Source organism: Micromonospora echinofusca, assembly GCF_017614955.1.
GTDB classification, from domain to species: domain Bacteria; phylum Actinomycetota; class Actinomycetes; order Mycobacteriales; family Micromonosporaceae; genus Micromonospora; species Micromonospora echinofusca_A.
Genome location: NZ_WVUH01000015.1, coordinates 15,709 through 38,913, shown reverse-complemented (window position 1 = coordinate 38,913; position 23,205 = coordinate 15,709). Strand labels below are relative to the sequence as shown.

Here is a 23,205-nt window from a genome sequence, read left to right as displayed (position 1 = left end):
AAACCCAGCCCCACCCCGCAACTGCCGCTCGCTCCCCTCTCCGGCCTGCCGGTCACCAAGGCGGAGGTGGCCGCCCGGCCGGCGGTCGCCGCACCGATCCGGGTCACGTCGACCACCACGCCGGCCGGTCTCGACGCGGCGGACCTGGTCTACCAGGAGTTCGCCGAAGCGGGCAGCCTGCACCTGACCGCGATCTTCCAGTCCCGGGACGTCACCCGGATCGGCCCGGTCACCGAGATCCGGCCGGTCGACATCCGCAGCGTCGGTGTCCTCCAACCGGTCGTCGGGTACACCGGCGGGCCGACCGGTTTCCTCAGCCAGTTCGAGGACTCCGGTCTGACCGGGGTGACCCCGACCAGCCGGAAGGCGGCCTTCTCCGCCGGTTACACCTCCACGGCGGCGCTGCTGGCCGCCGCCCCGTCGGGCAGTACCGCCCCGACCGCCCTCTTCCAGCACGCCGAGACCGGTACGCCGCTGGCCTCGCAGGACGTCACCACCGCCGGCACGCTGACCGTCGCCGCCCCCGGGCATCCCACCCAGACCTGGCGGTACGACCCGGCCAGTGGGACCTGGCAGGGCCGGGTGGGGCGGGTCACCGTCTCCGCCGCCTCGGTGGTCGTCCTGACCATGCCGTACCGCACGTTGACCGTGCGCAAGCCCAGCCCCCGGTCACTGCCGGGCGCACAGGTCTTCGGTGACGGGGCCGCGCTGGTGGTCTCCGGGCCGTCCACCGCCAAGGCGAAGTGGCGCAAGCCGGGGCAGAAGGCCGTCTGCCACGTCACCGACCTCGCCGGTGTCCCGATCCGTCCGCGACCCGGCACCGCCTGGGTCGTCTACGCACCGGCCACGGCCAAGGTCACCGTGGCATGAGCACCCTCGCCCCGAGCCGCTCCGCCGGGGAGCCGGGGCCGGCCGGCCTCCCGACCAGTGGCATCCCCACCAGCGGCGGACCGGCCGGCGGGCGGGCAGCCCGGCTCGGTCGCTGGTCGCTGCGGCTGCCACCGGCCTGGCCGGTCACCGCACTCTTCGTGCTCTACCCGGTGTGGTGGGCGCTGGGCCTGCCCTCCTTCATCTTCGCCATCCTGGCCGTCCCGATGGCGTTCCAGCTGTACCGCAAGGGCACCGTCCGTGTCCCGCCCGGATTCGGCATCTGGCTGATCCTGCTGGTCTGGGTGGTGCTGTCCGGGCTGATGCTGGACCTGACCGCCCCGGACACCCTGCCGCCGTCCGGGTCCGGCCGGTACATCGGCTGGGCCATCCGGGTGATGAACTACACCGCGCTGACCGTGACGATGCTCTACGTCATCAACCTGAGCGAGCGGGAGCTGCCCCGGCACCGGCTGGTCCGGCTCTTCGGGTTCATGGCCGTCGTCACCATCGTCGGCGGGTACGTCGGTGCGCTCTTCCCCCAGCTCAAGTTCATCGCCCCACTGAACTACGTCCTGCCGTCCGCCATCGCGAAGGAACCCTTCGTCAGCCGGCTGATGCACGTCGAGGTGGCCCAGGTCCAGGAGGTGCTGGCAGGGGAGGCGAGTTCGCCCCGGCCGGCCGCCCCGTTCGAGTACACGAACACCTGGGGCGAGAACATGGCCATCCTGCTCATCTGGTTCATCGTGGGCTGGGTGGTGCTCGGCGGCGGGTTCCGGCGGTTCACCGGGTACGCGCTGGTGGTCGCGGCGGTCTTCCCGATCGTGTACTCGCTGAACCGGGGACTCTGGATCGGCCTGGTGATCGCGGCGGTGTACGTGGCGGTCCGGCTCGCACTGCGCGGCCGGATAGCGGTCCTGGCCGGGCTGGCGCTGGCCACCGCGCTCGGCGGGGTGCTCATCCTCGCCTCCCCACTCGGCAACCTGCTCAACGAGCGGATGGCCAACGGCCACAGCGACGACATCCGGGCCACCCTGTCCAACGGCGCGGTGAACGCGGCGAACCACTCCCCGGTGCTCGGGTACGGCGCGAACCGGGCGCTGATCGGCAGCAACCGGTCCATCGCGGTGGGCAAGTCGGCCGACTGCAAACAGTGCGGCAACCGGGAACTCGGCAGCAACGGTCAGCTGTGGAACCTGCTCACCGGGCAGGGCTACGTGGGCGCCGTTTGCTACAGCGGCTTCTTTCTCTGGTGCCTGTGGCGGTTCCGGCACGACCACACCCCGATCGGCATCGCCGGTAGCCTCGTGCTGATCCTGATGCTCTTCTTCCAGTTCCTCTACGGCTCGCTGAACACCACCCTGGCGTACGGGTTGATCAGCGTGGCCCTCCTCACCCGCAACGACGTCCACGTCCGGGCGGCCCGCCGGGAGGCACTCGCCGCCCGCGCGGCCCGGACCGAGGGCGCCGAGCTGCGGGCCCGCCTCGAACGGGGGAAGCACTGATGGTTGTCCGGCCGCCGGTCGGCGGTGACGCGCGCTCGGCGTACCTCCCCGAGTTGGCCACCCAGGTCTGGCCGCCACCGGCCGACGCGACGCTGCGGCGCGGCGGCGCCGGCTGGGTCGTGGTCCCCTCGGCGGCCCGCCCCCGGCTGCTGGTGCCGACCGGTTCCCGCCGGGCCGCTGCCAGCGCGGTCCGGCACGCCACCGAGGCGGTCGGACTGACGGCCCGGCTCAAGCGGCAGTTGCTGGCCGTTGCGTTCCGTACCGGCCTGGGTCCGCTCGCGTTCCGGGACCGGCTGGTCGTCGCACCCACCGCCGGCACGCTCGACGCCCACCTGGCCGACGTGCTGGGCCGGCCGGCCCTGCTGAGCATCCACGTCAGCCCGGCGCGGGCCAACCGCAAGCCGGTGGTGCAGTTGCTCGGCCGGCGTGGTGAGCCCCTCGGCTACGCCAAGCTGGGCGTGGACCCGCTCACCCGCAAGCTGGTCGACGCGGAGGCGTCCGCGCTGCGCCGGCTCGGCACGGTCGGGATTCCCGGGGTCACCGTCGCCGAGGTGCTGCACCACGGTTCGTGGGGTGGGCACGCGCTGCTGGTGCAGAGTGCCCTGCCGGTGGGTCTGCCCCGGGCCGCCCCGACCGCCGCCGCCGAGGGCGAGCAGGCCGCGATGGTCGCGGTGAGCGACTGTCTGGGTACCACCCGGGAGCCGTACGCTGCCAGCGGTTACGCCGGGCGGCTGGCCGGTACGGTGGCCGAGCTGGGTGACCGGGCGGAGACCGGGCGGTTGCAGTCGGTCCTGGCCGGGGTGACCCGGGTCGACCCGGTGCTGGCCTTCGGGTCGTGGCACGGTGACTGGAACGGCGGCAACAGCGCGGTCCTGGCCGACGGGCGGGTGCTGGTGTGGGACTGGGAACGCTTCGACACCGGGGTTCCGGCCGGGTACGACGCCCTGCACCGACGGTTGCAGACGGCGGTGACCCGGTCCGGGACGGAGCCGGTGGCGGCGGCCCGGGAGCTGCTGGCCGGGGCGGCCGGCACGCTGGCCCCGTTCGGCCAGCCGGCCGGTACGGCCGACCTGGTGGCGGTGCTCTACCTGGTCGAGCTGGCCGCCCGGTACCTGCACGACCGGCAGGCCGAGGCGGGCGCCCGGCTGGGGCACGTGGCCGCCTGGCTGCTGCCGGCGGTGGAAGATCACCTGGCCAACCGGGCCGGTGAGGGAGGAGTGGCGAAGTGACCCTGGTGAAGGCGCAGGCCCGGCGGGCGGTCCGCTCGGTGAGCCGCACGGTGGGCCGGTGGACGGCCGGTTCGCGCCTGGCCCCCGACTTCCTCATCGTGGGCGCCCAGCGGTGCGGCACGACCTCCCTGTTCAAGACGCTCTCCCAGCATCCGGGGGTGCTGCCGGCGACGTACCACAAGGGTGTGCACTACTTCGACACCGGCTACGACCAGGGGATGAACTGGTACCTCGGGCACTTCCCGACGGTGAAGCGGGCGGAGGCGGTCCGGGAGCGGATCGGGGTACGCGCGGTGACCGGCGAGTCGAGCCCGTACTACATGTTCCACCCGCTGGCCGGCGAACGGATCGCCCGGGACCTGCCGCAGGTGCGGCTGCTGGTGCTGCTGCGTGATCCGGTGGAGCGGGCCTACTCCGCGCACACCCACGAGTCGGCGCGCGGTTTCGAGTCGGAGCCGTTCGAGCGGGCCCTGGAGCTGGAACAGTCCCGGATCGCCGGGGAGCGGGAGAAGCTGATCGCCGATCCGACGTACCACTCGCACCACTACCAGCACAACGCGTACCTGAGCCGGGGCCAGTACGTCGAGCAGTTGGAGCGCCTGGAGGGGATCTTCGGGCGGGACCGGCTGCACGTCATCGACGCCGACGACTTCTTCGCCGAGCCGAGGCCGGCCTTCGACGCGGTCTGCGACTTCCTCGGCCTGCCGCACTGGGCGGACATCTCGTTCGGCAAGCACAACGCACGGTCCCGGTCGCCGATGGACCCGGCGCTGCGGGCCCGGCTGGAGGAGCACTTCGTCCCGTACGACGAGCGGCTGACCGCCTGGTGGGGACGCGTACCGTCGTGGCGTCGCTAGCACCGCCCCGGCCGGCGGACGCCGGGCTGGGTGGCGCGGCCCGGCACGGGGTGACCAACCTGCTCGGGGTGGCGGTCGCCGCGATCGCCGGGTTCGGGTTGAACGTGGTGGTCACCCGGAACTGGTCGAAGGTCGACGCCGGCCTCTTCTTCACCACCACCAGCGCGTTCATGATCCTGTACGCGGCGGCCCGGCTCGGTACCGGCGTCGGCTCGGTCTACTTCATCAGCCGGTACCGCACCCTGGGTCAGCCGCAGCGGATCCGCGCGTCGGTGCTGGTCGCGCTGGTTCCGGTGCTGCTGGTGGGGACGGTGCTCGCGGCGGTCGGCTGGTGGGCCGCCCCGGAGCTGGTCGCGTTGACCTCCGCCGAGCCGGTCGACGGGGCGGTACCGGCGCTGCGGGCCGTGCTGCTCTTCGTACCGGTCGCCGCGCTCTGCGACTTCGCGTTGGCCGCCTGCCGGGGCTTCGGCCGGATGCGTCCGCTGCTGCTGATCGAGCGGGTGGGGCGGACCGGCCTGCAACTGCTGGGGGTGAGCCTGGCCGCGCTGCTCGGGCTCTCCGCCGCCACCGCGCTGCCGCTGACCTGGGCGGCGCCGTACCTTCCCGCCGGGCTGATCGCGCTGATCTGGCTGGCCCGGCTGGTCCGGCGGGCGGAACGCGCCGCCGCCGGGCCGACCGGCACGCCCGCCACCGCCGGGCCGACCGGGACCGACCGGCGGGTCGGGTTCCGGGAGGAGTTCGGGGTGTACTGGCGGTACACCGGTCCCCGCGCCCTGACCAGCCTCGGGCAGATGGCCGTGCAGCGGATGGACATCGTGCTGCTCGGTACGATGCGCGGCCTGGCGGACGCGGCGACCTACACCGCCGCCACCCGCTTCCTGGCCCTCGGGCAGCTCTCCGGGCAGGCCCTCTCCACCGCCGTGCAGCACCGCCTGGCCGAGCACCTGGTCCGGGACGACCGGGCCGGGGCGGGGCGGCTGTACCAGGCCGCGACCGGTTGGCTGGTCCTGCTGGCCTGGCCGACCTACCTGCTCTTCGCCACCTTCGCCGAGCCGGTGCTGGCCATCTTCGGCGCCGAGTACCTCGCCGGCCGGTCGGTCACCGTCTACCTGGCCCTGACCATGTTGGTCGCCACCGGCTGCGGCATGGTCGACACGGTGCTGAACATGGCCGGCCGGACCGCCTGGACCTTCTACAACGCGCTGGTCGGCACCCTGGTCAACCTGGTACTGAACCTGCTGCTCATCCCGCCGTACGGGATCATGGGCGCGGCGGTCGCCTGGTCCGCGTCGATCCTGATCAGCAACCTGGTGCCGCTGGCCCAGCTCTTCTGGGCGTACCGGCTGCATCCGTTCGGCCGGGGCACGCTCACCGCTGCCGGGCTGGCGGTGGTCTGCTACGGGCTGCCGCCGCTGCTGGCCCGCCCGGTGTTCGGCGACGGGCTGCCGGTGCTGGCGGCGGTCGCCCTGGTCGGCACCCTCGGGTACGCGGCACTGGTCTGGCGGTTCCGTCGGGCTTTGCAACTCGACGCTCTGCGCACGCTGCGGCGTGGCCGGAGGCGTTGACGGTATTCCACACTGGACGTCAATCGCCGGCCCACCGGCGGTATCGGCACGGGGAGGTGCGGAAAGAGTGAACCGAGTCCGCGGTGTGATGGCGGTCCTGCTGGGATCGACCCTCACCCTGACGGCCTGCCAGGGTGACCCGGCACCACCGTCGTTCGTTCCGCCGACCACCGCCGCTCCGGCGGTCACCCCCCGGCCGGCCGGCGGCCTGGCCACCACCGGCTGGGGTCCGGACATCCCGGACAAGGGTGCCTGGCTCGGCGCGTGGGTCCGCCCCGACGGGCCGGAGAACCCGGCCAGCCGGGTCGCCGCGCTGACCGCCTTCGGTGAGCAGACCGGCGGGAAGGTCGCGGTGGGTCACATGTTCCACGACTGGGCCAAGAACTTCCCCAGCCCGACCGAGCGGGCCTACCTGGAAGCCGGGATGCTGCCCCTGGTCTCCTGGTCCGGCACCGACACCCGCTCCATCACCAGCGGCGTGTACGACCAGCTCATCCGGCGCCGGGCCGAGGAGATCAAGCAGCTCAACGTACCGATCCTGCTGCGTTGGCGCTGGGAGATGGACCGGCCGAACCTGGCCGCCAGCGTCCGTTCGCCGGAGGACTACGTGGCGGCCTGGAAGCACATCCGGGCCATCTTCGTCGAGGTCGGCACCACCAACGCCGGGTTCGTCTGGTGCCCGCACGTGCTCGGGTTCGTCGAGCCCGGCCGGAACGCCGCCGCGTACTACCCGGGCGACGACCAGGTCGACTGGCTCTGCACGGACGTCTACCCGGGTCCGGACTTCGACGGCTTCGCCCCGCAGATGGACGCCTTCATGGCGTTCGCCAGCAAACACCCCCGACCCGTGCTGATCGGCGAGTTCGGGGTGACCACCGCCGGGAAGCCCGGCCAGCGGGGCGGCTGGCTGCGCGAGGCCCACGAGTACGTCAAGCGGCACCCCCAGATCAAGGCGGTGGTCTACTTCGCGCAGAAGAACGAGAAGCCGAAGTACGACAGCACGTTCGACGACGACCCCGAAGGGCTCGCGGCGTACCGGGAGTTCGCCACCGACCCGTACTTCGCGGTGCCACCGCCGGAGGCGGTGCAGCCCAACTAGGTCGCGTTTCGCAAGAGCTGGCCGGCCCACGGCGGGCCCAGACGACGACCGGGGGCCCTGCTGGGGGCCCTGCCGGTCGCTCCTGGTGCCCGGTCAGCCGTTCGTGGGGGGACGACCGCCGCCCGGCGTTCCCTCCGTCGGTTTCTCGGGCATTACGATGACCCCGGGGTAGACGCGGCGCGCCGAGTGCGTCAATGTGTGCTGACGCTCCTGTCCGCGCGCGGTACCCGTCCCGACCAGCCCCACCGCCTGCGCGTCGCCCGATCCGCAGGGGAACCGTCCGCGCCCCCTCCCAGACGTTCACCCGGAGTTGCCCGTGGCCCATCTCCCGGCGGTAACCCGCCGATCCCTCGCGGCCCTGGTCGCCGCCGTCACCGTGGCGGGCCTGACCAGCGCCGCCCCCGCGCCGGCCGCACTGCCACCCGCCGCGTGGGTGGCCACCGCACCCGCGCACGGCACGCTGGTCTCGACCGTGCCGGGCAACAACACCCCGGACATCACCGACGGTACGGTCTTCGCCATCCACGACGCCGGCTCGAAGGTGATCGCCGCCGGTTCGTTCAGCAAGGTGGAGAACCGGAACTCCGACGTCAGCATCCCGCGCCCCTACGTGCTCGCCTTCGACAAGGCGACCGGCACGGTGGACACCGCGTTCGCGCCGGCCGTCGACGGTGAGGTCCGCGCGGTCGTCGCCGGCCCGACCGCCGGGACCGTCTACATCGCGGGGAACTTCAACACCGTCAACGGGGTCACCCGGCGCAAGCTGGCGCTGCTCAACCTCGCCGACGGCAGCCTGACCGCCGGCTTCGCCGGGCCGGCCTTCAACGGCCTCGTGATGGACGTCGCGCTCTACGGCAACCGGCTGCTGGTGGGTGGCATCTTCACCACCGCCGGCAACGCCAACCCGCGCGGCGGGCTCGCCTCGCTCAACGCCAGCACCGGCGCGCTGGACAGCTACCTGACCACCAACCTGACCGAGAACCACAACTGGGACGGGGTCAGCGGCGCGCAGGCCGGCGTCGGGGTCGAGAAGCTGGCGCTGGCCCCGGACGGGCGGCAGCTCGTCGTCATCGGCAACTTCAAGAAGGCCGACGGGGTACTGCACGACCAGATCGTCAAGCTCGAACTGGGCGAGACCTCGGCCACCATCGCCGACTGGAACACCAGCCGGTACACGCCGCGCTGCGCGTACAAGGCGTTCGACTCGTACGTCCGGGACGTGACCTTCTCCCCGGACAGCAGCTACTTCGTGGTGGTCACCACCGGTGCCGGTTTCGTGGACACGCTCTGCGACGCCGCCGCCCGGTTCGAGGCCAACGTGACCGGCGCCGACGTCCCGCCGACCTGGGTCGCCTACTCCGGCGGGGACACGTTCCTCTCGGTGGGCATCACCGAGCAGGCCGTCTACGTCGGTGGGCACCTGCGCTGGGTCAACAACAGCCTCGGCAAGGACAAGGCCCAGCCGGGTGCGGTCGGCCGGCCCAGCCTCGCCGCGCTCGACCCGCTCAACGGGCTGCCGCTGGCCTGGAACCCGGGCCGGCACCCGCGCGGCTACGGCGTCGCCGAGATGCTGGTCACCCCGCAGGGCATCTGGATCGGCAACGACCAGTCGTGGATCGGCAACTTCCAGTACCGGCGGGAGCGCATCGCGTTCTTCCCGCTGGCCGGTGGCCGGGCGCCGCACGCCACCACCACCGCCGGCCTGCCCGGCAAGGTCTACCAGGTCGGTGGACTCCAGCCGTCGAAGTACCCGGTGAAGATGGGCCGGGTGCACATCAAGCCGGCTGACGGCAGCCGCCCGCCGCTCGAAGGCGCGACCCGGCCCGGCCCGGTACCCGAGCCGCACCGGGTGCTGGTCCGCTCCTACGACGGGGCGACCACGGTCGGCGCGCAGACCGCCCTGGCCAACTCGGACGCCACCCTGTGGGCCAACACCAAGGGTGCGTTCTGGGTCGGTGGCACGCTCTTCTACGGCATGGGCTCCACGCTGTACCGCCGCAGCTTCAACGGCACCACGTTCGGCCCGGCCACCGTCGTCGACCCGTACCACGACGCGTACTGGGACAACGTGGTGACCGACTCGGGTCCGGACGGCCAGACGTACGCCGGGATGACGGTCAACTTCTACGCCGAGATCCCCGACGTGACCGGCATGTTCTACACCGCCGGCCGGCTGTACTACACGCTCTCCGGGCAGACCGGGCTGTACTGGCGCTGGTTCAACCCGGACAGCGGCACCGTCGGCGCGGACAAGTTCACCGTCGCCGGGGCCACCGGGTTCAACGACATCTCCGGCATCTTCGCCGTCGGGAACACCCTCTACACGGTGGCCCGCAGCACCGGCAACCTGTCGGCCATGGGCTGGACCAACCTGGCCCCGTCGGGTACCCCGACCGTGCGCAGCGGTCCCGCCGTGGACGGCGTCGACTGGCGGGCCCGGGCCCTCTTCGTCGGCCCGTAACCGGCACGCACCACCACACCGGGGCCGGTCCCTCCCGAGGGGGCCGGCCCCGGTGCCGTTGCGCCACGACCCGGCTGGCGTGCCGGGGTGAAACCCGGCCGGGTCCCACCGCCGACGGGCCCGGGGGCCTCCGGCTGGGGTTCCGTCACCGGCGGGACGGGGACCCGGCACCTCCCGCTGACGGTCGGCGGTCGCTACTGTCGTGACGTGTCCACCGAGCCTCTCCGCTGCGCCGGGGCCCTGATCGTCGACGACGAGGGCCGGATCTTCTTCCAGCGCCGATCCGCTGACCGCCGACTCTTCCCGAACACCTGGGACGTGGTGGGTGGGCACGCCTGGCCGGGTGAGGCGATCGAGGAGACGCTCCGGCGGGAGGTCACCGAGGAGACCGGCTGGACGGTGTCGCAGGTGCTCGGTGTGGTCGGCGAGTACCGGTGGACCGGCGACGACGGGCTGCCCCGGGTCGAGACCGATTTCCTGGTCCGGGTGGACGGTGACCTGGACCGACCCCGGCTGGAGGCGGGCAAGCACACCGAGTTCCGCTGGCTGGCCGAGGAGGACGTGACGGTCCTCGACGAACACCGGGACGTGAACGACGGGATGATCCGCCGGATCGCCGAGGCCGGCTTCGCCGCCCTGCGTGCCACCGGTCGGTGAGCGAGGAGGTGGAGCTTCCACCCCACCGGTTCGCGGGGCTCGTCGCGCCGGCTGCCGACCGGATCGTCGTCGGGTCCCTGGCCGCCGTCCGGGAAAAGGGTGGAGCGGAGCTCAGCCAGCGCTACGGCGGGCCGGCCGCCACCGGCTTCCTGGTCGACTTCCGGACCCGGCTGGCCGCGCCCGGCGGTACGGTCAGCGGCCCCGGTTTCGCCGCCGTCACCCGGTACCGGGACACCTCGCTCTGCCAGCGTGCGCTGGACAAGCAGGTCGCGCACGGCATGATCCACCGCCGGGACGACGGTGGTTTCCTCGCCACCGAGCGTGGATCGGCGTTCCTGGCCGACCTGTACCAGTTGCACGCCCGGGTGACCCGGGAACTGTGGGTGGAGCACCCCGAGCGGGTCGGACGGCTGGTGGAGACGCTCGGCCGCCTCCTCGCCGCCGCCCTGGCCAGTGCCGCCGAGGAGGACGATCCGGTGCTGGCCGCCGGATTCGTGACCATGGCCCCGCCGTACGAGCCGGACGGCACCCCGTTGGGCGTGCTGCTGCTGAACCGGCTCACCGTGCTGCGTTACCACCGGGCCGACGCGCACGCTGCGGCGTGGACGGCGGCCGGGCACACCGCCCGGAGCATCGTGGACCTGCCGGCCGGGCCGGAGCGGCTGGCCATCGAGTTGGAGACCGACCGGCGGGCGGCCGGGCCGTACGCGGTACTCACCTCGGAGGAGCGGCTGACCATGCTGGCGGATCTGGCGGCGCTGCCCGCCGGGTGATCCGTCCGGCACCGACCATGCCGGCGGATTCTGTGGCGCTGCCCGCCGGACGGTCCACCGGGTGCGGCTCGCTATCCTCCCTGCGGTAGCGGTGACCGCGAGGGAGGATGTCGGAATGATCGGTATGGTGCTTGCCGCCGGGGCGGGGCGCCGGCTGCGCCCGTACACCGACACCCTGCCCAAGGCGCTCGTGCCGGTGGACGGGGAGACCACGATCCTGGACATCTCGCTGCGCAACCTGGCCGCCGTCGGGCTGACCGAGGTGGTCGTGGTCGTCGGGTACGCCGCCGACGCGGTGGTGACCCGGCAGGCGGCTCTGGAGCAGCGGTACGGGGTACGGCTGACCCTGGTGCACAACGACAAGGCCGAGGAGTGGAACAACGCGTACTCCCTCTGGTTGGCCCGGGAGCACTTCGCCCGGGGTGTGCTGCTGGTCAACGGGGACACCGTGCACCCGGTCAGCGTGGAACGGACCCTCCTGGCGCAGCGCGGGCCGGGCATCCTGCTCGCCGTGGACACCGTGAAGAAGCTGGCCGACGAGGAGATGAAGACCGTCTTCGACGCGGACGGCCAGCTCACCCGGATCACCAAGCTGATGGACCCGGCCGAGGCGTACGGGGAGTACATCGGTGCCACCCTGATCGAGCCGCACGTGGCGGACGGGCTGGCCGACGCGCTGGAGGCCACCTGGCGGCGCGACCCGAACCTCTACTACGAGGACGGCTACCAGGAGTTCGCCGACCGGGGCGGGGAGGTCCGGGCCGCGTCGATCGGCGACATCCCGTGGGTCGAGGTCGACAACCACGACGACCTGGCCCGGGCCCGGGAGATCGCGTGTCACTACTAGCCCGTACCGTCATGACCCCGCTCGCCATCGAGGTGCGGCGGGGTGCGGTGGCGGACCTCGGGCCGCTGCTGGCCGACCGGCGGATCTCGGCCGGCGGTGACGTGGCGGTGGTGGTCGGGCCGGGTCAGGGCGAGAAGATCGTCGAGCTGATCCGGCCGACGCTCGGCTCGGCGGACGTGTTCACGGTCGCCGGCGGCTCGGTGGACGCCGCGCTCGACCTGGGTACCCGGCTGCACACCCGGTCGTACGACGCGGTGGTCGGCATCGGCGGCGGCCGGACCATCGACACCGCGAAGTACGCGGCCACCCGGTACGGCATCCCGATGGTGACCGTGGCGACCAGCCTGGCCAACGACGGCATCGCCTCGCCGGTGGCGTCGCTGACCCACGACGGGCGCAAGGGCTCCTACGGGGTGCACATCCCGATCGCCGTGGTGGTCGACCTGGACTTCGTGGAGAACGGGCCGGACCGGCAGACCCAGGCCGGGATCGGCGACGCGGTCAGCAACCTCAACTCGGTGGCCGACTGGGAGTTGGGCCACCGGGTACGCGGGGAGCCGATCGACGGGCTGGCCGTCACGCTGGCCCGGACCGGGGCGGAGGCGCTGGTCAACCACCCCGGCAAGATCACTGACGACGGTTTTCTCACCACGCTGGCCGAGGCGCTGATCCTGGGTGGCATCTCGATGGCGGTCTGCGGCTCGTCGCGCCCGGCGAGCGGCGGCGACCACGAGATCTCGCACGCCATCGACCACCTCTTCCCGGGTACCGGGTCGCACGGCGAGCAGGCCGGGCTGGGCGCGCTGTTCTGCACCTGGCTGCGCGGGGATCTGGAACGCTTCGGTCAGCTGGCCCGCTGCCTGCACCGGCACGGGCTCGCCACCACCCCCGCTGAGCTGGGGCTGAGTGACGACCAGTTCGTCGAGGCGGTGGAGTTCGCCCCGCAGACCCGGCCGGACCGGTACACCATCCTCGAACACCTCGCCCTGTCGGCTTCCGAGGTCCGGACGCGACTGGCAGACTACGCCGGTGCACTCCGCGACCACCTCGACTGAGCTGTCCCGACCCACCGTCGCCGACTTCCACCGTACGAACCGGGGCGGGGGGCTGTTCAGCGAGTCCCTGAGCCAGTGGCTCGGGGCGGTCTTCGCCGCCGGTGCGCACCGGCTGGGGCTGCGGCCCACCGCGCTGACCATCGCCAACCTGGTGCTCGGGCTGACCGCCTCGGCGACCGTGGTGGCCCTCGCCGACCGGGTGGCCGCCGGGACGGTACCGGCCTGGCTGGTCGGGCTGGTCGCGCTGGTCGGCTGGCAGGTGGCGTACGCCCTGGACTGCGCGGACGGTCAGCTCGCCCGGGTGGCCGGGCAGGGCAGCCCGGCGGGCGCCCGGGTCGACGTGCTCTGTGACGTGGCGGCGCAGATCGCGCTGGTGACCGCGCTCGGCACGGTGACCGTGGCGCAGCGCCCGTCGACGCCGGTCTGGCTGGTGGCGGCGTTCGCCGGTACCTGGATGGTCAACCTGGTGACGTCGGTGATGCAGGCCGGGCCGAACGCGGCCAGCATGGTCACCTCGACCTCCCTGCCGGTACGCCTGGCCAAGCTGATCCGGGACTACGGCGCGGTGATCTTCGTGGCCGGGCTGGTGCTGATGTTCGCCCCGGCGCTGACGTTCTGGGTGGTGGTGGCGTTCACCGTGGTGAACGGCGGCTTCCTGCTGGCCAGCATCGCCTTCTCGGCCCGCGCCTCGCTGCGCTAGCCGAAGCGCTCCGAACTCCGCTCAGGCGTCCTCGGCCTCGCTGAGGTCCTCCACCCGCACCGGCCGGTCCCGGTCGAACGTGACGACGATCCCGTACGGGTCGCAGATCGGAATGCTGCCCTCCCCGAACCGCAGATCCCACTCGTCGCCGGTGCGGAACGTCAGTTCCGGCTCCGACAGCGGCAGCTCGTGCGGCTCCAGCGCCTCGTACGCCGCCACGTCGTCCGCGCCCAGCCCGAAGAACTCCGGGTCGGCCAGCACCGAGGCCTGCAGGTAGGCGAGTGCCGCGTGCAGGTACCCGTCGAGGTTGCCCACCACGCCGCGAATCAGGCCGGGATCGATGCCCTCCGGGAGGTCCGGCTCGTCGTCCTCCCGCACCACGTAGACGCGCACGTCCCGCCCGCCGTCCCAGCGCACCGCCGGCGCGTCCGTCCCCCAGCACCGGATGCCCGGTGGCGCGTCGATCACCTCGAAGGGCGGCAGCCCCTCCACCGTCACCATGCTCAGCGGGACGGTCGGACGAGCGAGGCGTACACGTCGATGAGGCGTTTGGTGACCACATCGGGGTGGAAGGTGCGCTCGTACCGGGCCCGGGCGGCGCCGGCCAGCGCGGCGGCCCCGGACCGGGCGGTCGGTAGCGCGGCGGCCAGGGCTTCCGGCTCGGCGGGTACCACCCAGCCGGCGGGACCGGCCGGGTCGTCCACTCCGACCAGGTAGGGGATGCCACCGAGCGCGGTACCGAGCACCGGCCGGCCACTGGCCAGCGCCTCGATGATCACGGTGGGCAGTACGTCGTGCCAGGTGGAGGTGGCCAGCACCACGGAGCTGGCGTCCAGCGCCGCCCGCACCCCGGCCCGGTCCAGCGGGCCGAGGTACGTGACGTCGGCGCGTTCGGCCGCCGCCGCCTCGACCAGCGGGCGCAGTTCCCCGTCCCCGCCGATGCGCAGCGGCCCGAGCGCGCCGTCCGGGTGCCGCCGCCAGGCGGCCAGCAGCAGGTCGAGCCCCTTCTCCGGGGAGAGCCGGCCGAGGAAGAGGAAACCGTCGCCGAGCGGGGTCGGGGTACCCGGGTCGGGGATGCCGTTCGGCTTGACCACGATCCGGTCCGCCGGGATGCCGTAGTCCCGCAGGTGGGCGGCGATCCCCGAGGTGAGCGCGATGTACCGGTCGACGGACTTCCAGGTGCCCCGGTGCACGGCGAGCGTGGTGGCCATCAGCGCGCTCTGCGCCCGGGAGCCCCGGTAGCAGCGGTGCACGATCGCCGGTACGCCGAGCACCCTGCCCCGGCAGTCCTGGCAGATCGTGCCGTCCCGGAAGTAGAGGCCGGAGGAGCAGACCTGCCGGTAGTTGTGCACCGTCTGCACCACCGGCACGCCGTGCTTGTGCGCGGTCCGCACCACCCAGGGTGAGAGCAGCGGGTACGGGTTGTGCAGGTGCAGCACGTCCGGCCGGTGCCGGGTGATCAGCTCGTCCAGGTCGTGCTGCGCGCGGGGGGCGTAGATCGGGGAGAGCGGCAGCAGCGCCTTGGCCGCCCCGGACATCGACGGGATCTCGTCGGAGCTGCGCAGGAAGGGCAGCACCTCCACGCCGGCCGCGCCGAGCTGGGCGATCTCCGCGTCGACGATGGTGTTCTCGCCGGACGGCTGGGCCTGGCGGTACCGGTTGTGTGCCACCACGATTCTCACGGGTCAAAAGGCTACCGTTGGGGGATGCCTGAACTGCCGGAGGTGGAGGCGCTCGCCGGCTACCTGCGCGAGCGCGCGGTGGGGCGGCGGGTCGACCGGGTCGAGGTGGCGGCGATCAACGCCCTGAAGACGTACGACCCGCCCCCGTCGTCGGTCGTGGGTCGGGCGGTGGTGGACGCCCGACGGCACGGCAAGTTCCTCGACGTGGTCCTCGACGGCGGGCTGCACCTGGTGGTGCACCTGGCCCGGGCGGGTTGGCTGCACTACCGGGAGGCGTTCGCCTCGGCCGTTCCGCTGCGGCCGGGCAAGGGTCCGGTCGCCCTGCGGGTACGCCTGGACGACGGTTCCGGCTTCGACCTGACCGAGGCCGGTACGCAGAAGAAGCTGGCGGTGTACCTGGTCCCCGATCCGGCCCAGGTGCCCGGGGTGGCGAAACTCGGCCCGGACGCGCTCGGCGCCGACCTGTCGACCTTCAGCGAGCGGCTGCGCAGCCGTCGGGGGCAGGTCAAGGGGGTGCTCACCGATCAGCAGGTGCTGGCCGGGGTGGGCAACGCGTACTCCGACGAGATCCTGCACGCCGCCCGGCTCTCCCCGTTCGCGCTGACCGACCGGTTGACCGACGAGCAGCTCGGGGCCCTGCACGCGGCGACCCGTCAGGTGCTCGGGGATGCGGTGGCGCGGTCGGTCGGCCAGCGGGCGGCGGAGCTGAAAGGGGAGAAACGTGCCGGTCTGAAGGTCCATGCCCGGACCGGCCTGCCCTGTCCGGTCTGCGGGGACACGGTGCGCGAGGTTTCGTTCGCCGATTCGAGCCTCCAGTACTGCCCCGGCTGCCAGACCGGTGGGAAACCTCTGGCTGACCGTAGGTTGTCACGGCTCGTACGCTGAGTCAGCCTGCGCCGCCACCCGTCGGGGGAACCGCCCAGCTCGCCCCAAACTGCCCAGTACGCCGATCTGGCAAACCCGGCATCCATCGGTATAGTGGCCGGGTCCCCGGTTCCCTGAGTTCCACCGGAACCGAACAGGATCCCCACCAACGATGATCAGGCGTGATGTGCCTCCGGTCGGCGTTGGTGCCGGGGCCCCGCGTGGGAAACTGGAACGGTGGGCGGCCGCGCTCTCACCACTGGTGAGCGGTGTGTGCCATGCGGGAGGACATGGGTGAGGTGACGACTAGCCTCCAGCGCCCGGTAACCAACACAGGCCGGAGCAAACTCGTGCGGCACGTCGACAGCTTCGAGATCCAGCCGCCGACAGTACCGTCGCCCAACGGCGTACCGAGGTCGGCGTGGGCACGGGCCCGACGCCGGGTCTCCCGCTGGCACCGTCCCTACACCTTCGCCCTGCTGCTGCTGGACTTCGCTGCGGCGGCCCTGGCGAGCTGGATCGCGATCCAGCTCTTCGACCAGGCCCGGTCGGGTTTCTACAAGGCGAAGGAGGACCCGACGTGGTTCTACACGGTCGCCTTCGTGCTCCTGCCGCTCGGCTGGTTGATCATACTCTGGGGTAACCGGGCGTACGACCGACGTTATCTGGGTCTGGGGCCGGACGAGTTCAAACGGGTGATCCGGGCGGCGGTCGCGGTGGCCGCGTCGGTGTCGTTCATCGCGTTCGCGTTCAAGGCCGAGTTGTCCCGGTACACCGTGGGTACCGCGCTGGTCGGTGCGATGGTGCTGGTCCTGCTGGGCCGGTTCCTGGCCCGGTTCATCCTGCACGTGGTGCGGAAACGGGCCGGTCAGGCCGCGCACCGGATGGTGCTGATCGGCACCCTGCCCGAGTGCCTGGAGGTCTACACCGCGGTCACCCGCAGCCCGGCCGCCGGGCTGATGCCGGTGGCCATCCACATCACCGACGGGTACGCCGCAGCCCGGGGCATCCAGACGCCGGTACCGGTCTACGCCGGTCGGGACATCCTGGCCCTGGTCCGGGAGGTGGGCGGGGACACCATCGCGGTCTGCGGTTCGGCCAGCGCGGAGCCGGGTGAGCTGCGCCGGCTCGCCTGGCAGTTGGAGGGTTCCGGGGTCGACCTGGTGGTCGCCCCGCAGCTCACCGACATCGCCGGGCCCCGGGTGCACATCCGGCCGATCGAGGGCCTGCCGCTGCTGCACGTCGAGGAGCCGACCCTGTCCGGGCCGGCCCTGCTGGCCAAGAACCTGATGGACCGGGTCGCCGCCGGACTGGGCCTGCTGGTGCTCGCCCCGGTCTTCGTGGCGATCGCGCTGGCCATCCGGATCTCCGACCCGGGTCCGGTCTTCTTCCGGCAGCCCCGGGTGGGGCACGAGGGCCGCACCTTCCGGGTCTGGAAGTTCCGGACCATGTACATCGACGCCGAGGAGCGGCTGGCCGGTCTGGTCGACCAGAACGAGACCGACGGCATGCTGTTCAAGATCAAGCAGGATCCCCGGGTCTTCCCGGTGGGCCGGTTCCTGCGGGCCAGTTCGCTGGACGAGCTGCCCCAGCTGATCAACGTGCTCAAGGGCGAGATGTCACTGGTCGGCCCGCGTCCGCTCCCCGCCGACGACGGTGACTTCCTCGGTGACGTCCGGCGCCGGCTGCTGGTCCGACCGGGGATGACCGGGCTGTGGCAGGTCTCCGGTCGCTCCGACCTCTCCTGGGACGAGGCGGTCCGGCTGGACCTCTACTACGTCGACAACTGGTCCCTCGCGTACGACCTGAGCATCCTGTGGCGCACGGTCGGCGTGGTCCTGGCCCGCAAGGGTGCCTACTAGAGCGGTACGGGTACCCCCGCAGGGCTTGGCGAACGCCCCGGCACGCGACAGGATCTCACCCGTGGGGGGCAACCTGTCCGCGGTCGTCGCAGTCGTCGCACTGGTCAGTGCGTTGGCCGCCGCGCTCTGGGCGGTACTGCGGCTGCGGGCGCGACGGGGCATCGCCACCGCCACCCAGCGGGCCACCTACGACGTCCTGCACACCGCCGGGCTCGCCGCCGAGCCGCTGCGTACCGGGCTGAGTGCGGTGAGCGCCGCGAAGGCCGTACGCCATCTGCGGGCCCTGGTCGGCGCGGCCGGGCTGGCGCTGCTGGACCGGACCGAGCTGCTCGCCCTGGACGGGCGGGGCGGGCACCATGCCGACCAGTTCCGGGCGGCGGCCGGACGGGCGGTGACCGCGAACCGCTCGACCGTGCTGCGCGAGTCGGAGCTGCGCTGCGACCGGGTCGACTGCCCGGTACGCGGTGCCGTGGTGGCGCCACTCGCCGGTCCGGACGGCTGGCCGGTGGGGGCGCTGGTCGCCGTCGCCGACGACCAGCCGGCACCGGGCCTGGTGCAGGCGACGCTGGAGACCGCGCACTGGGCGGGTACCCAGCTCGCCCTGGCCGAGCTGGACTCGTCCCGGGAACGGCTGGCCCGGGCCGAGGTCCGGGCGCTGCGGGCGCAGATCAGCCCGCACTTCATCTACAACGCGTTGACCGCGATCGCCTCGTTCGTCCGGACCGACCCGGAACGGGCCCGGGAACTCATCCTGGAGTTCGCCGAGTTCACCCGGTACTCGTTCCGGGCGCACGGGGAGTTCACCACGCTCGCCGAGGAGCTGCGGTCGATCGACCGGTACCTGACCATCGAGCGGGCCCGGTTCGGTGACCGGCTCCAGGTGCACCTGCTGATCGCGCCGGAGGTCCTGCCGGTCAGTCTGCCCTTCCTCTGCCTGCAACCGTTGGTGGAGAATGCCGTGCGGCACGGGCTGTCCCGCAAGCCGGGGACCGGCACCATCCGGATCGAGGCCCGGGACGCCGGCGCCGAGTGCCACCTCACGGTCGAGGACGACGGGGTGGGTATGGACCCGGCGGTGCTGGTCAGCGAACCGGCCGACGTCGCGGACGACGCCGGCCAGCATGTCGGGCTCTCCAACGTCGACGAGCGGTTGCGGTCGGCCTTCGGGGACCAGTTCGGCCTGGTCGTGGAGACCGGCCTCGGATCGGGTACGAAGGTGAGCATGCGGGTGCCGAAGTTCCATCCCGGTGTACGGGCCGGGTCATGACCGCGTTCCTGCGGGTACTCGCGGTCGACGACGAGCCGCCCGCGCTGGACGAGCTGGCGTACCACCTGCGGGCCGATCCCCGGGTGGCCCGGCTGCACACCGCCTCGGACGCCACCGAGGCGCTGCGGGTGCTCCGGGACGCCGACGTCGACGTGGTCTTCCTGGACATCCGGATGCCCGGTCTGGACGGCATGGAGCTGGCCCGGGTGCTGCGCCGGTTCGCCCGGCCGCCGTCGATCGTCTTCGTCACCGCGTACGACGACGGGGCGGCGGACGCCTTCGACCTGGGTGCCACCGACTACGTCCGCAAGCCGGTACGCGCCGAACGCCTCGCCGAGTCGCTGCGCCGGGTGATCGAGGCACGGGTGGTACCCACGCATCCGGCGGCGCTGGCCCGGGCCGAGGCGGATCCGACCATCCCGGTGGAGTTGGCCGGGACGACCCGGATGCTGCCCCGGTCCGCGGTGCGCTGGGTGGAGGCGCAGGGCGACTACGCGCGGCTGCACACCGCTGACGGGTCGCACCTGGTCAGGGTGTCGCTGGCCACCCTCGCCGAGCGGTGGGCCGACGCCGGGTTCGTCCGGATCCACCGGTCGTACCTGGTGCAGATCCGTCTGATCGCGGAGTTGCGTCTGGTCAACTCGGGTTACGTGGTGGTCGTGGACGGCACCGAGCTGCCGGTGAGCCGCCGGCACACCCGGGAGTTGAAGGACAAGCTGGTCCGCGCCGCGAAGCAGGACTGGAACCGCTGACTTTTCCTGTGACGGGAATAGGCGGACGCTTCTCGTACCTTGTACGGTTGGCCGTACGAGACGCAGGAGGCCCGTGTGACCGATCAGCCGTTCGATGCCGGTGTCGAGTTCGACCGTCAGGTCGGCAACCTGCTGGCGAAGGACTACCCCGCCCTGGCCGGACTGGGCCCGGCCGAGTTCACCGACCGGCTCGCCCCGCTGCGGGCCACGGTCGTCCGGCGGGCCGCCACGATGACCCCACCCACCGAGGGGCGGGTCCCGTTCGTGCTGGTGGTGACCCGCGAACTGGTACCGGTCGAGGAGCGCCTGACCCGGCTCACCCTGGCCGGCAGGCGCAAGCCCGGCTTCCTGGACCGGCACTACGCCGAGGGTGACCTGGCCCGGTTCGACCCGATCAAGGAGCTGGAACTGCCCGATTCCCCGGCGTACCTGCTCTTCGACGTCGACCGGGGTGAGGAGACCCTGAACCTGGCCCCCGACGCGGCCATGGAGATCATCACCGGGCAGGGCCGGACGCCGTTGACCATCGACGAGGGGATCGCCTTCGTCACCCACTTCCCCGCCGCGCTGGCGAGGAACAAGTGCTTCTCGCTGGTGGGTTCGCGGTGCGGGGACCGGCGGGTACCGGCCATCTGGATCAGCCAGGGCGCCCCGAAGCTGGGCTGGTGCTGGTACGGCAATCCGCACACCTGGCTCGGCTCGGCCTCCACCGCCGACCGGTCCACCTGACCTGCATCAGATCGACGATGAAGGCCGCCAGATCTTGGTGGCAAACGGACCCTCCAGAGGCCATTTGCCACCAAGATCGCGGAACTTCCCGTCGGGCACGGGGCTGAGCAGGCAATGTTCCCCTGTGGACCGGCCGAAAAGGGGAGCACGGAGCAGACATCGACCACCTATCCTCGTGGAGCCGACCAGGCGAACGGGGCGCACTGGGGTCGGTGCGGCGGGTCCGCCTGCGTGAGTCGCCCCACCACCTCACACCAAGGACTTGCATGGCTTTCTCCAAGCTGGGGCGACTGGCCCTGGCGGCTGCCGTGCTCGGTGCGGTCGTACTGCCGGGTGGATCCCCGGCCTACGCCGCCGACACGGGGGTCATCGCCGGACAACTCACCACCAGTGCCGGTGCCGGCGCTGCGAACGCGACCGTCCACGTGTACCGCGAGGACAACGGCATCATCGACACCGTCGGCTGGACGACCACCGACGAGCAGGGCAACTACCAGATCGGCGGGCTCCGGCCGGCGCCGTACGCGGTGGGCTTCGAACCGCAGGGCGGCCCGACGCAGTTCTACCGGCAGCAGCTCGAACTCTGGGACGCCGACTGGGTCGACGTGGCCAACGGTGCCACCACCACGGTCAACGACCAACTGCTGCCCACCGGCGCCATCACCGGCCAGATCCGCACGGCCACCGGTGACCCGGCCTCCTACCTCTTCATCAACGCCTACGAAGTGAACGAGGGCAACTGGGCGTACGGTTCGACCGACGAGGAGGGCCGCTACCGGATCACGGCCACCCCGGGCACCTACCAGGTCTCCTTCCAGCCCGTCCCGGACTCGTACCAGAGCCAGTTCGTCCCCGGTCAGATCGAGGAGACGGCAGCTCAGCTCTTCCAGGTCACGGCGGGTGGCGAGGTCGTCGCGAACGACACCGTCCTGCCGGTCGGCAGCCTCTCCGGCCGGCTCACCAGCCAGGGCGGCGCCGCCGTGGCCGGCGCGGACGTGAACGTCATGACGGCCGGCTGGGGTAACGGCGGCTACACCTCGACCGACACCAGCGGGAACTTCTCCTTCCCGGCACTCCTCGCCGGTAGCTACCGGGTCAGCTTCAGCCAGGGCGACCGGACCCAGTACTACCAGGGCAAACTGACCTTCGAGGAGGCGACTCCGGTCGCCGTGACCGGTGGGCAGGAGACCCGGATCACGGAGAGCTGGCTGGCCACCGGGGCGGTCCGGGTCACCGCCGTCGACGCGGTCAGCGGCGCACCCGTCGCGAACTTCTGCGTGGAGAACTTCTGCAGCAACGGCACCGGTAAGGCCACCGTCACCGGGCTGCCACAGGGCAGCCACGACCTCTGGGTCTACCCGGAGGACAAGCTGCACTTCGCGGAGACCCTGGAGGGTGTACAGGTCGTCGGCGGGCAGACCATCGACGTGACGGTCCGGCTGCGGGTCGGTGCGGCGATCACCACCCGGATCACCGACCGGGCCACCGGCAACGGGGTGGCCAACGTCTGCCTCGACACGTTCCTGCCCAAGCAGGTCCGGCAGCCGGACGGCCGGGGCGACTGTAGTGACAGCACCGGCCGGATCACCGTCGGCCCGCTGGAGCCGGGGCAGTACCGGCTCTTCGCGGTACCCCGTGGGGACAGCGTCTACGGCCGGCAGTGGGTCGGCGCCACCGGCGGTACCGGCGACGAGCGGCAGGCCGCCGCCGTCCCGACCTGGGCCGGCCGGACCAGCACCGCCCCGGTGGTCAAGCTCGACCGCGCGGGTACGGTGACCGGCCTGGTCACCGACGCGGGTACCGGTGCACCCCTGCCCGAGGTCGGGGTGGACATCGAAGCGCCGGGCACGGACCACGGCGCCTCGGTGGTGACCGGGGCGGACGGCCGTTACCGGCTGACCGGGGTCGGCCCGTACCAGTGGCCGTTGGTCTTCATGCACAAGGGTTACACCCAGTACTCGGGCGGTACGGCCGACCGGTACGCGGCGACGAAGGTCGCGGTGACGGCCGGGGGCACCGCCACGTACAACCTGGCCCTCCAGCCCGGGGTGAAGATCACCGGCAGTTTCACCAACCAAGACGGTGCCCGGGTCGAGTACGGGCGGATCGTCGCGCACAACGTCAACACCGGTGATGTCGTGGGTCTCGGCTACGTCGACTACGGGCAGATCAACCTGTCCGCCCTCGGTGGACAGTCGGTCTACTTCACCTACGACGTCAGCTTCGGCAACGACGAGTACCTCCACGGCCAGTACCCGCTGCCGCCGAGTACGCGCAGCCGTCCCGGTGGGCCGACCCTGGCCACCCCGGGCATCGCGGTACCGGCCACGGGCCCGTTCACGCTCGACATCGTGATCCGGACCAACTGAGATCGGCCCTTCTCGGCAGGGCCGGCGGTGATCCCGTCGGCCCTGCCGTCCCCTTTCTACCGAAG

20 protein-coding genes are annotated in these 23,205 nt (G+C 72.1%); 18 read left to right on the top strand and 2 right to left on the bottom strand.

Annotation, left to right across the window (positions count from 1 at the left end):
- From GSF22_RS03865 to GSF22_RS03810, 12 genes are all read left to right on the top strand, one after another.
- The coding region (locus GSF22_RS03865) for a DUF3048 domain-containing protein (RefSeq protein WP_208811327.1) at positions 1 to 870 on the top strand (870 nt) is incomplete at its 5' end.
- Positions 867 to 2,372 (top strand): O-antigen ligase family protein, encoded by a 1,506-nt coding sequence (locus GSF22_RS03860; protein ID WP_208811326.1) that lies wholly within the window; start codon positions 867 to 869, stop codon positions 2,370 to 2,372. The genes GSF22_RS03865 and GSF22_RS03860, both read left to right, overlap by 4 nt.
- Positions 2,372 to 3,601: a hypothetical protein gene (locus GSF22_RS03855; protein ID WP_208811325.1), complete on the top strand. Its 1,230-nt coding sequence runs from the start codon at positions 2,372 to 2,374 to the stop codon at positions 3,599 to 3,601. Before GSF22_RS03860 ends, GSF22_RS03855 begins: the two co-directional genes overlap by 1 nt.
- Positions 3,598 to 4,458 carry a sulfotransferase gene (locus tag GSF22_RS03850; protein ID WP_208811324.1) on the top strand — a complete coding sequence of 287 codons (861 nt, stop codon included), beginning with the start codon at positions 3,598 to 3,600 and terminating at the stop codon, positions 4,456 to 4,458. The genes GSF22_RS03855 and GSF22_RS03850 overlap by 4 nt, the downstream gene beginning before the upstream one ends.
- Entirely contained in the window at positions 4,446 to 6,023 is a 1,578-nt protein-coding gene (locus GSF22_RS03845) for a lipopolysaccharide biosynthesis protein (protein ID WP_307803704.1), read from the top strand. The genes GSF22_RS03850 and GSF22_RS03845 overlap by 13 nt, the downstream gene beginning before the upstream one ends.
- A 67-nt stretch (positions 6,024 to 6,090) precedes the next feature.
- Positions 6,091 to 7,122, top strand: coding sequence for a glycoside hydrolase family 26 protein (locus tag GSF22_RS03840; protein ID WP_307803703.1), 1,032 nt, complete (start codon positions 6,091 to 6,093; stop codon positions 7,120 to 7,122).
- A 316-nt stretch (positions 7,123 to 7,438) separates the two neighbouring features.
- Positions 7,439 to 9,583 (top strand): delta-60 repeat domain-containing protein, encoded by a 2,145-nt coding sequence (locus GSF22_RS03835; RefSeq protein ID WP_208811323.1) that lies wholly within the window; start codon positions 7,439 to 7,441, stop codon positions 9,581 to 9,583.
- 207 nt (positions 9,584 to 9,790) lie between these two features.
- On the top strand, positions 9,791 to 10,240 hold the full coding sequence (locus GSF22_RS03830; protein WP_208811322.1) for an NUDIX hydrolase: 450 nt from the start codon (positions 9,791 to 9,793) through the stop codon (positions 10,238 to 10,240).
- A complete protein-coding gene (locus GSF22_RS03825; protein ID WP_208811321.1) occupies positions 10,237 to 11,013 on the top strand; it encodes a hypothetical protein in 777 nt (258 codons plus the stop codon). Before GSF22_RS03830 ends, GSF22_RS03825 begins: the two co-directional genes overlap by 4 nt.
- A 115-nt stretch (positions 11,014 to 11,128) precedes the next feature.
- On the top strand, positions 11,129 to 11,860 hold the full coding sequence (locus GSF22_RS03820; RefSeq protein ID WP_208811320.1) for a sugar phosphate nucleotidyltransferase: 732 nt from the start codon (positions 11,129 to 11,131) through the stop codon (positions 11,858 to 11,860).
- Positions 11,848 to 12,915, top strand: coding sequence for an iron-containing alcohol dehydrogenase family protein (locus tag GSF22_RS03815; RefSeq protein WP_208811319.1), 1,068 nt, complete (start codon positions 11,848 to 11,850; stop codon positions 12,913 to 12,915). Before GSF22_RS03820 ends, GSF22_RS03815 begins: the two co-directional genes overlap by 13 nt.
- Entirely contained in the window at positions 12,890 to 13,615 is a 726-nt protein-coding gene (locus tag GSF22_RS03810) for a CDP-alcohol phosphatidyltransferase family protein (RefSeq protein WP_208811318.1), read from the top strand. The genes GSF22_RS03815 and GSF22_RS03810 overlap by 26 nt, the downstream gene beginning before the upstream one ends.
- A 21-nt stretch (positions 13,616 to 13,636) precedes the next feature.
- Here GSF22_RS03810 and GSF22_RS03805 read toward each other — a convergent pair whose 3' ends face one another.
- Positions 13,637 to 14,116: a hypothetical protein gene (locus GSF22_RS03805; RefSeq protein ID WP_208811317.1), complete on the bottom strand. Its 480-nt coding sequence runs from the start codon at positions 14,114 to 14,116 to the stop codon at positions 13,637 to 13,639.
- A gap of 2 nt (positions 14,117 to 14,118) precedes the next feature.
- Entirely contained in the window at positions 14,119 to 15,297 is a 1,179-nt protein-coding gene (locus GSF22_RS03800) for a glycosyltransferase (RefSeq protein ID WP_208811316.1), read from the bottom strand.
- 24 nt (positions 15,298 to 15,321) lie between these two features.
- On the opposite strand from GSF22_RS03800, the gene GSF22_RS03795 reads away from it, so the two are divergent.
- The 6 genes from GSF22_RS03795 (at position 15,322) to GSF22_RS03770 (ending at position 23,140) form a co-directional block, all read left to right on the top strand.
- Positions 15,322 to 16,182: an Fpg/Nei family DNA glycosylase gene (locus tag GSF22_RS03795; RefSeq protein ID WP_208811315.1), complete on the top strand. Its 861-nt coding sequence runs from the start codon at positions 15,322 to 15,324 to the stop codon at positions 16,180 to 16,182.
- A gap of 269 nt (positions 16,183 to 16,451) precedes the next feature.
- On the top strand, positions 16,452 to 18,023 hold the full coding sequence (locus tag GSF22_RS03790; protein ID WP_208811330.1) for a sugar transferase: 1,572 nt from the start codon (positions 16,452 to 16,454) through the stop codon (positions 18,021 to 18,023).
- Positions 18,024 to 18,084: 61 nt separating this feature from the next.
- Positions 18,085 to 19,290 (top strand): sensor histidine kinase, encoded by a 1,206-nt coding sequence (locus tag GSF22_RS03785; RefSeq protein ID WP_208811314.1) that lies wholly within the window; start codon positions 18,085 to 18,087, stop codon positions 19,288 to 19,290.
- Entirely contained in the window at positions 19,287 to 20,042 is a 756-nt protein-coding gene (locus tag GSF22_RS03780) for a LytR/AlgR family response regulator transcription factor (protein ID WP_208811313.1), read from the top strand. The genes GSF22_RS03785 and GSF22_RS03780 overlap by 4 nt, the downstream gene beginning before the upstream one ends.
- 75 nt (positions 20,043 to 20,117) lie before the next feature.
- The gene (locus GSF22_RS03775; RefSeq protein ID WP_307803702.1) at positions 20,118 to 20,771 is read left to right on the top strand and encodes a DUF5701 family protein; all 654 of its coding nucleotides are present in this window, start codon (positions 20,118 to 20,120) and stop codon (positions 20,769 to 20,771) included.
- Between the two features lie 266 nt (positions 20,772 to 21,037).
- Positions 21,038 to 23,140, top strand: coding sequence for a carboxypeptidase-like regulatory domain-containing protein (locus tag GSF22_RS03770; RefSeq protein ID WP_208811311.1), 2,103 nt, complete (start codon positions 21,038 to 21,040; stop codon positions 23,138 to 23,140).
- Positions 23,141 to 23,205 lie beyond the last annotated feature (65 nt).

What these genes read in the sequence shown, in the direction of transcription:
- GSF22_RS03860 (WP_208811326.1), top strand. Translation starts at nt 867, where the DNA reads ATGAGCACCCTCGCCCCGAGCCGCTCCGCCGGGGAGCCGGGGCCGGCC.
- GSF22_RS03855 (WP_208811325.1), top strand. Translation starts at nt 2,372, where the DNA reads ATGGTTGTCCGGCCGCCGGTCGGCGGTGACGCGCGCTCGGCGTACCTC.
- GSF22_RS03820 (WP_208811320.1), top strand. Translation starts at nt 11,129, where the DNA reads ATGATCGGTATGGTGCTTGCCGCCGGGGCGGGGCGCCGGCTGCGCCCG.
- GSF22_RS03805 (WP_208811317.1), bottom strand. Translation starts at nt 14,116, where the DNA reads ATGGTGACGGTGGAGGGGCTGCCGCCCTTCGAGGTGATCGACGCGCCA.
- GSF22_RS03795 (WP_208811315.1), top strand. Translation starts at nt 15,322, where the DNA reads ATGCCTGAACTGCCGGAGGTGGAGGCGCTCGCCGGCTACCTGCGCGAG.
- GSF22_RS03790 (WP_208811330.1), top strand. Translation starts at nt 16,452, where the DNA reads ATGGGTGAGGTGACGACTAGCCTCCAGCGCCCGGTAACCAACACAGGC.
- GSF22_RS03780 (WP_208811313.1), top strand. Translation starts at nt 19,287, where the DNA reads ATGACCGCGTTCCTGCGGGTACTCGCGGTCGACGACGAGCCGCCCGCG.
- GSF22_RS03770 (WP_208811311.1), top strand. Translation starts at nt 21,038, where the DNA reads ATGGCTTTCTCCAAGCTGGGGCGACTGGCCCTGGCGGCTGCCGTGCTC.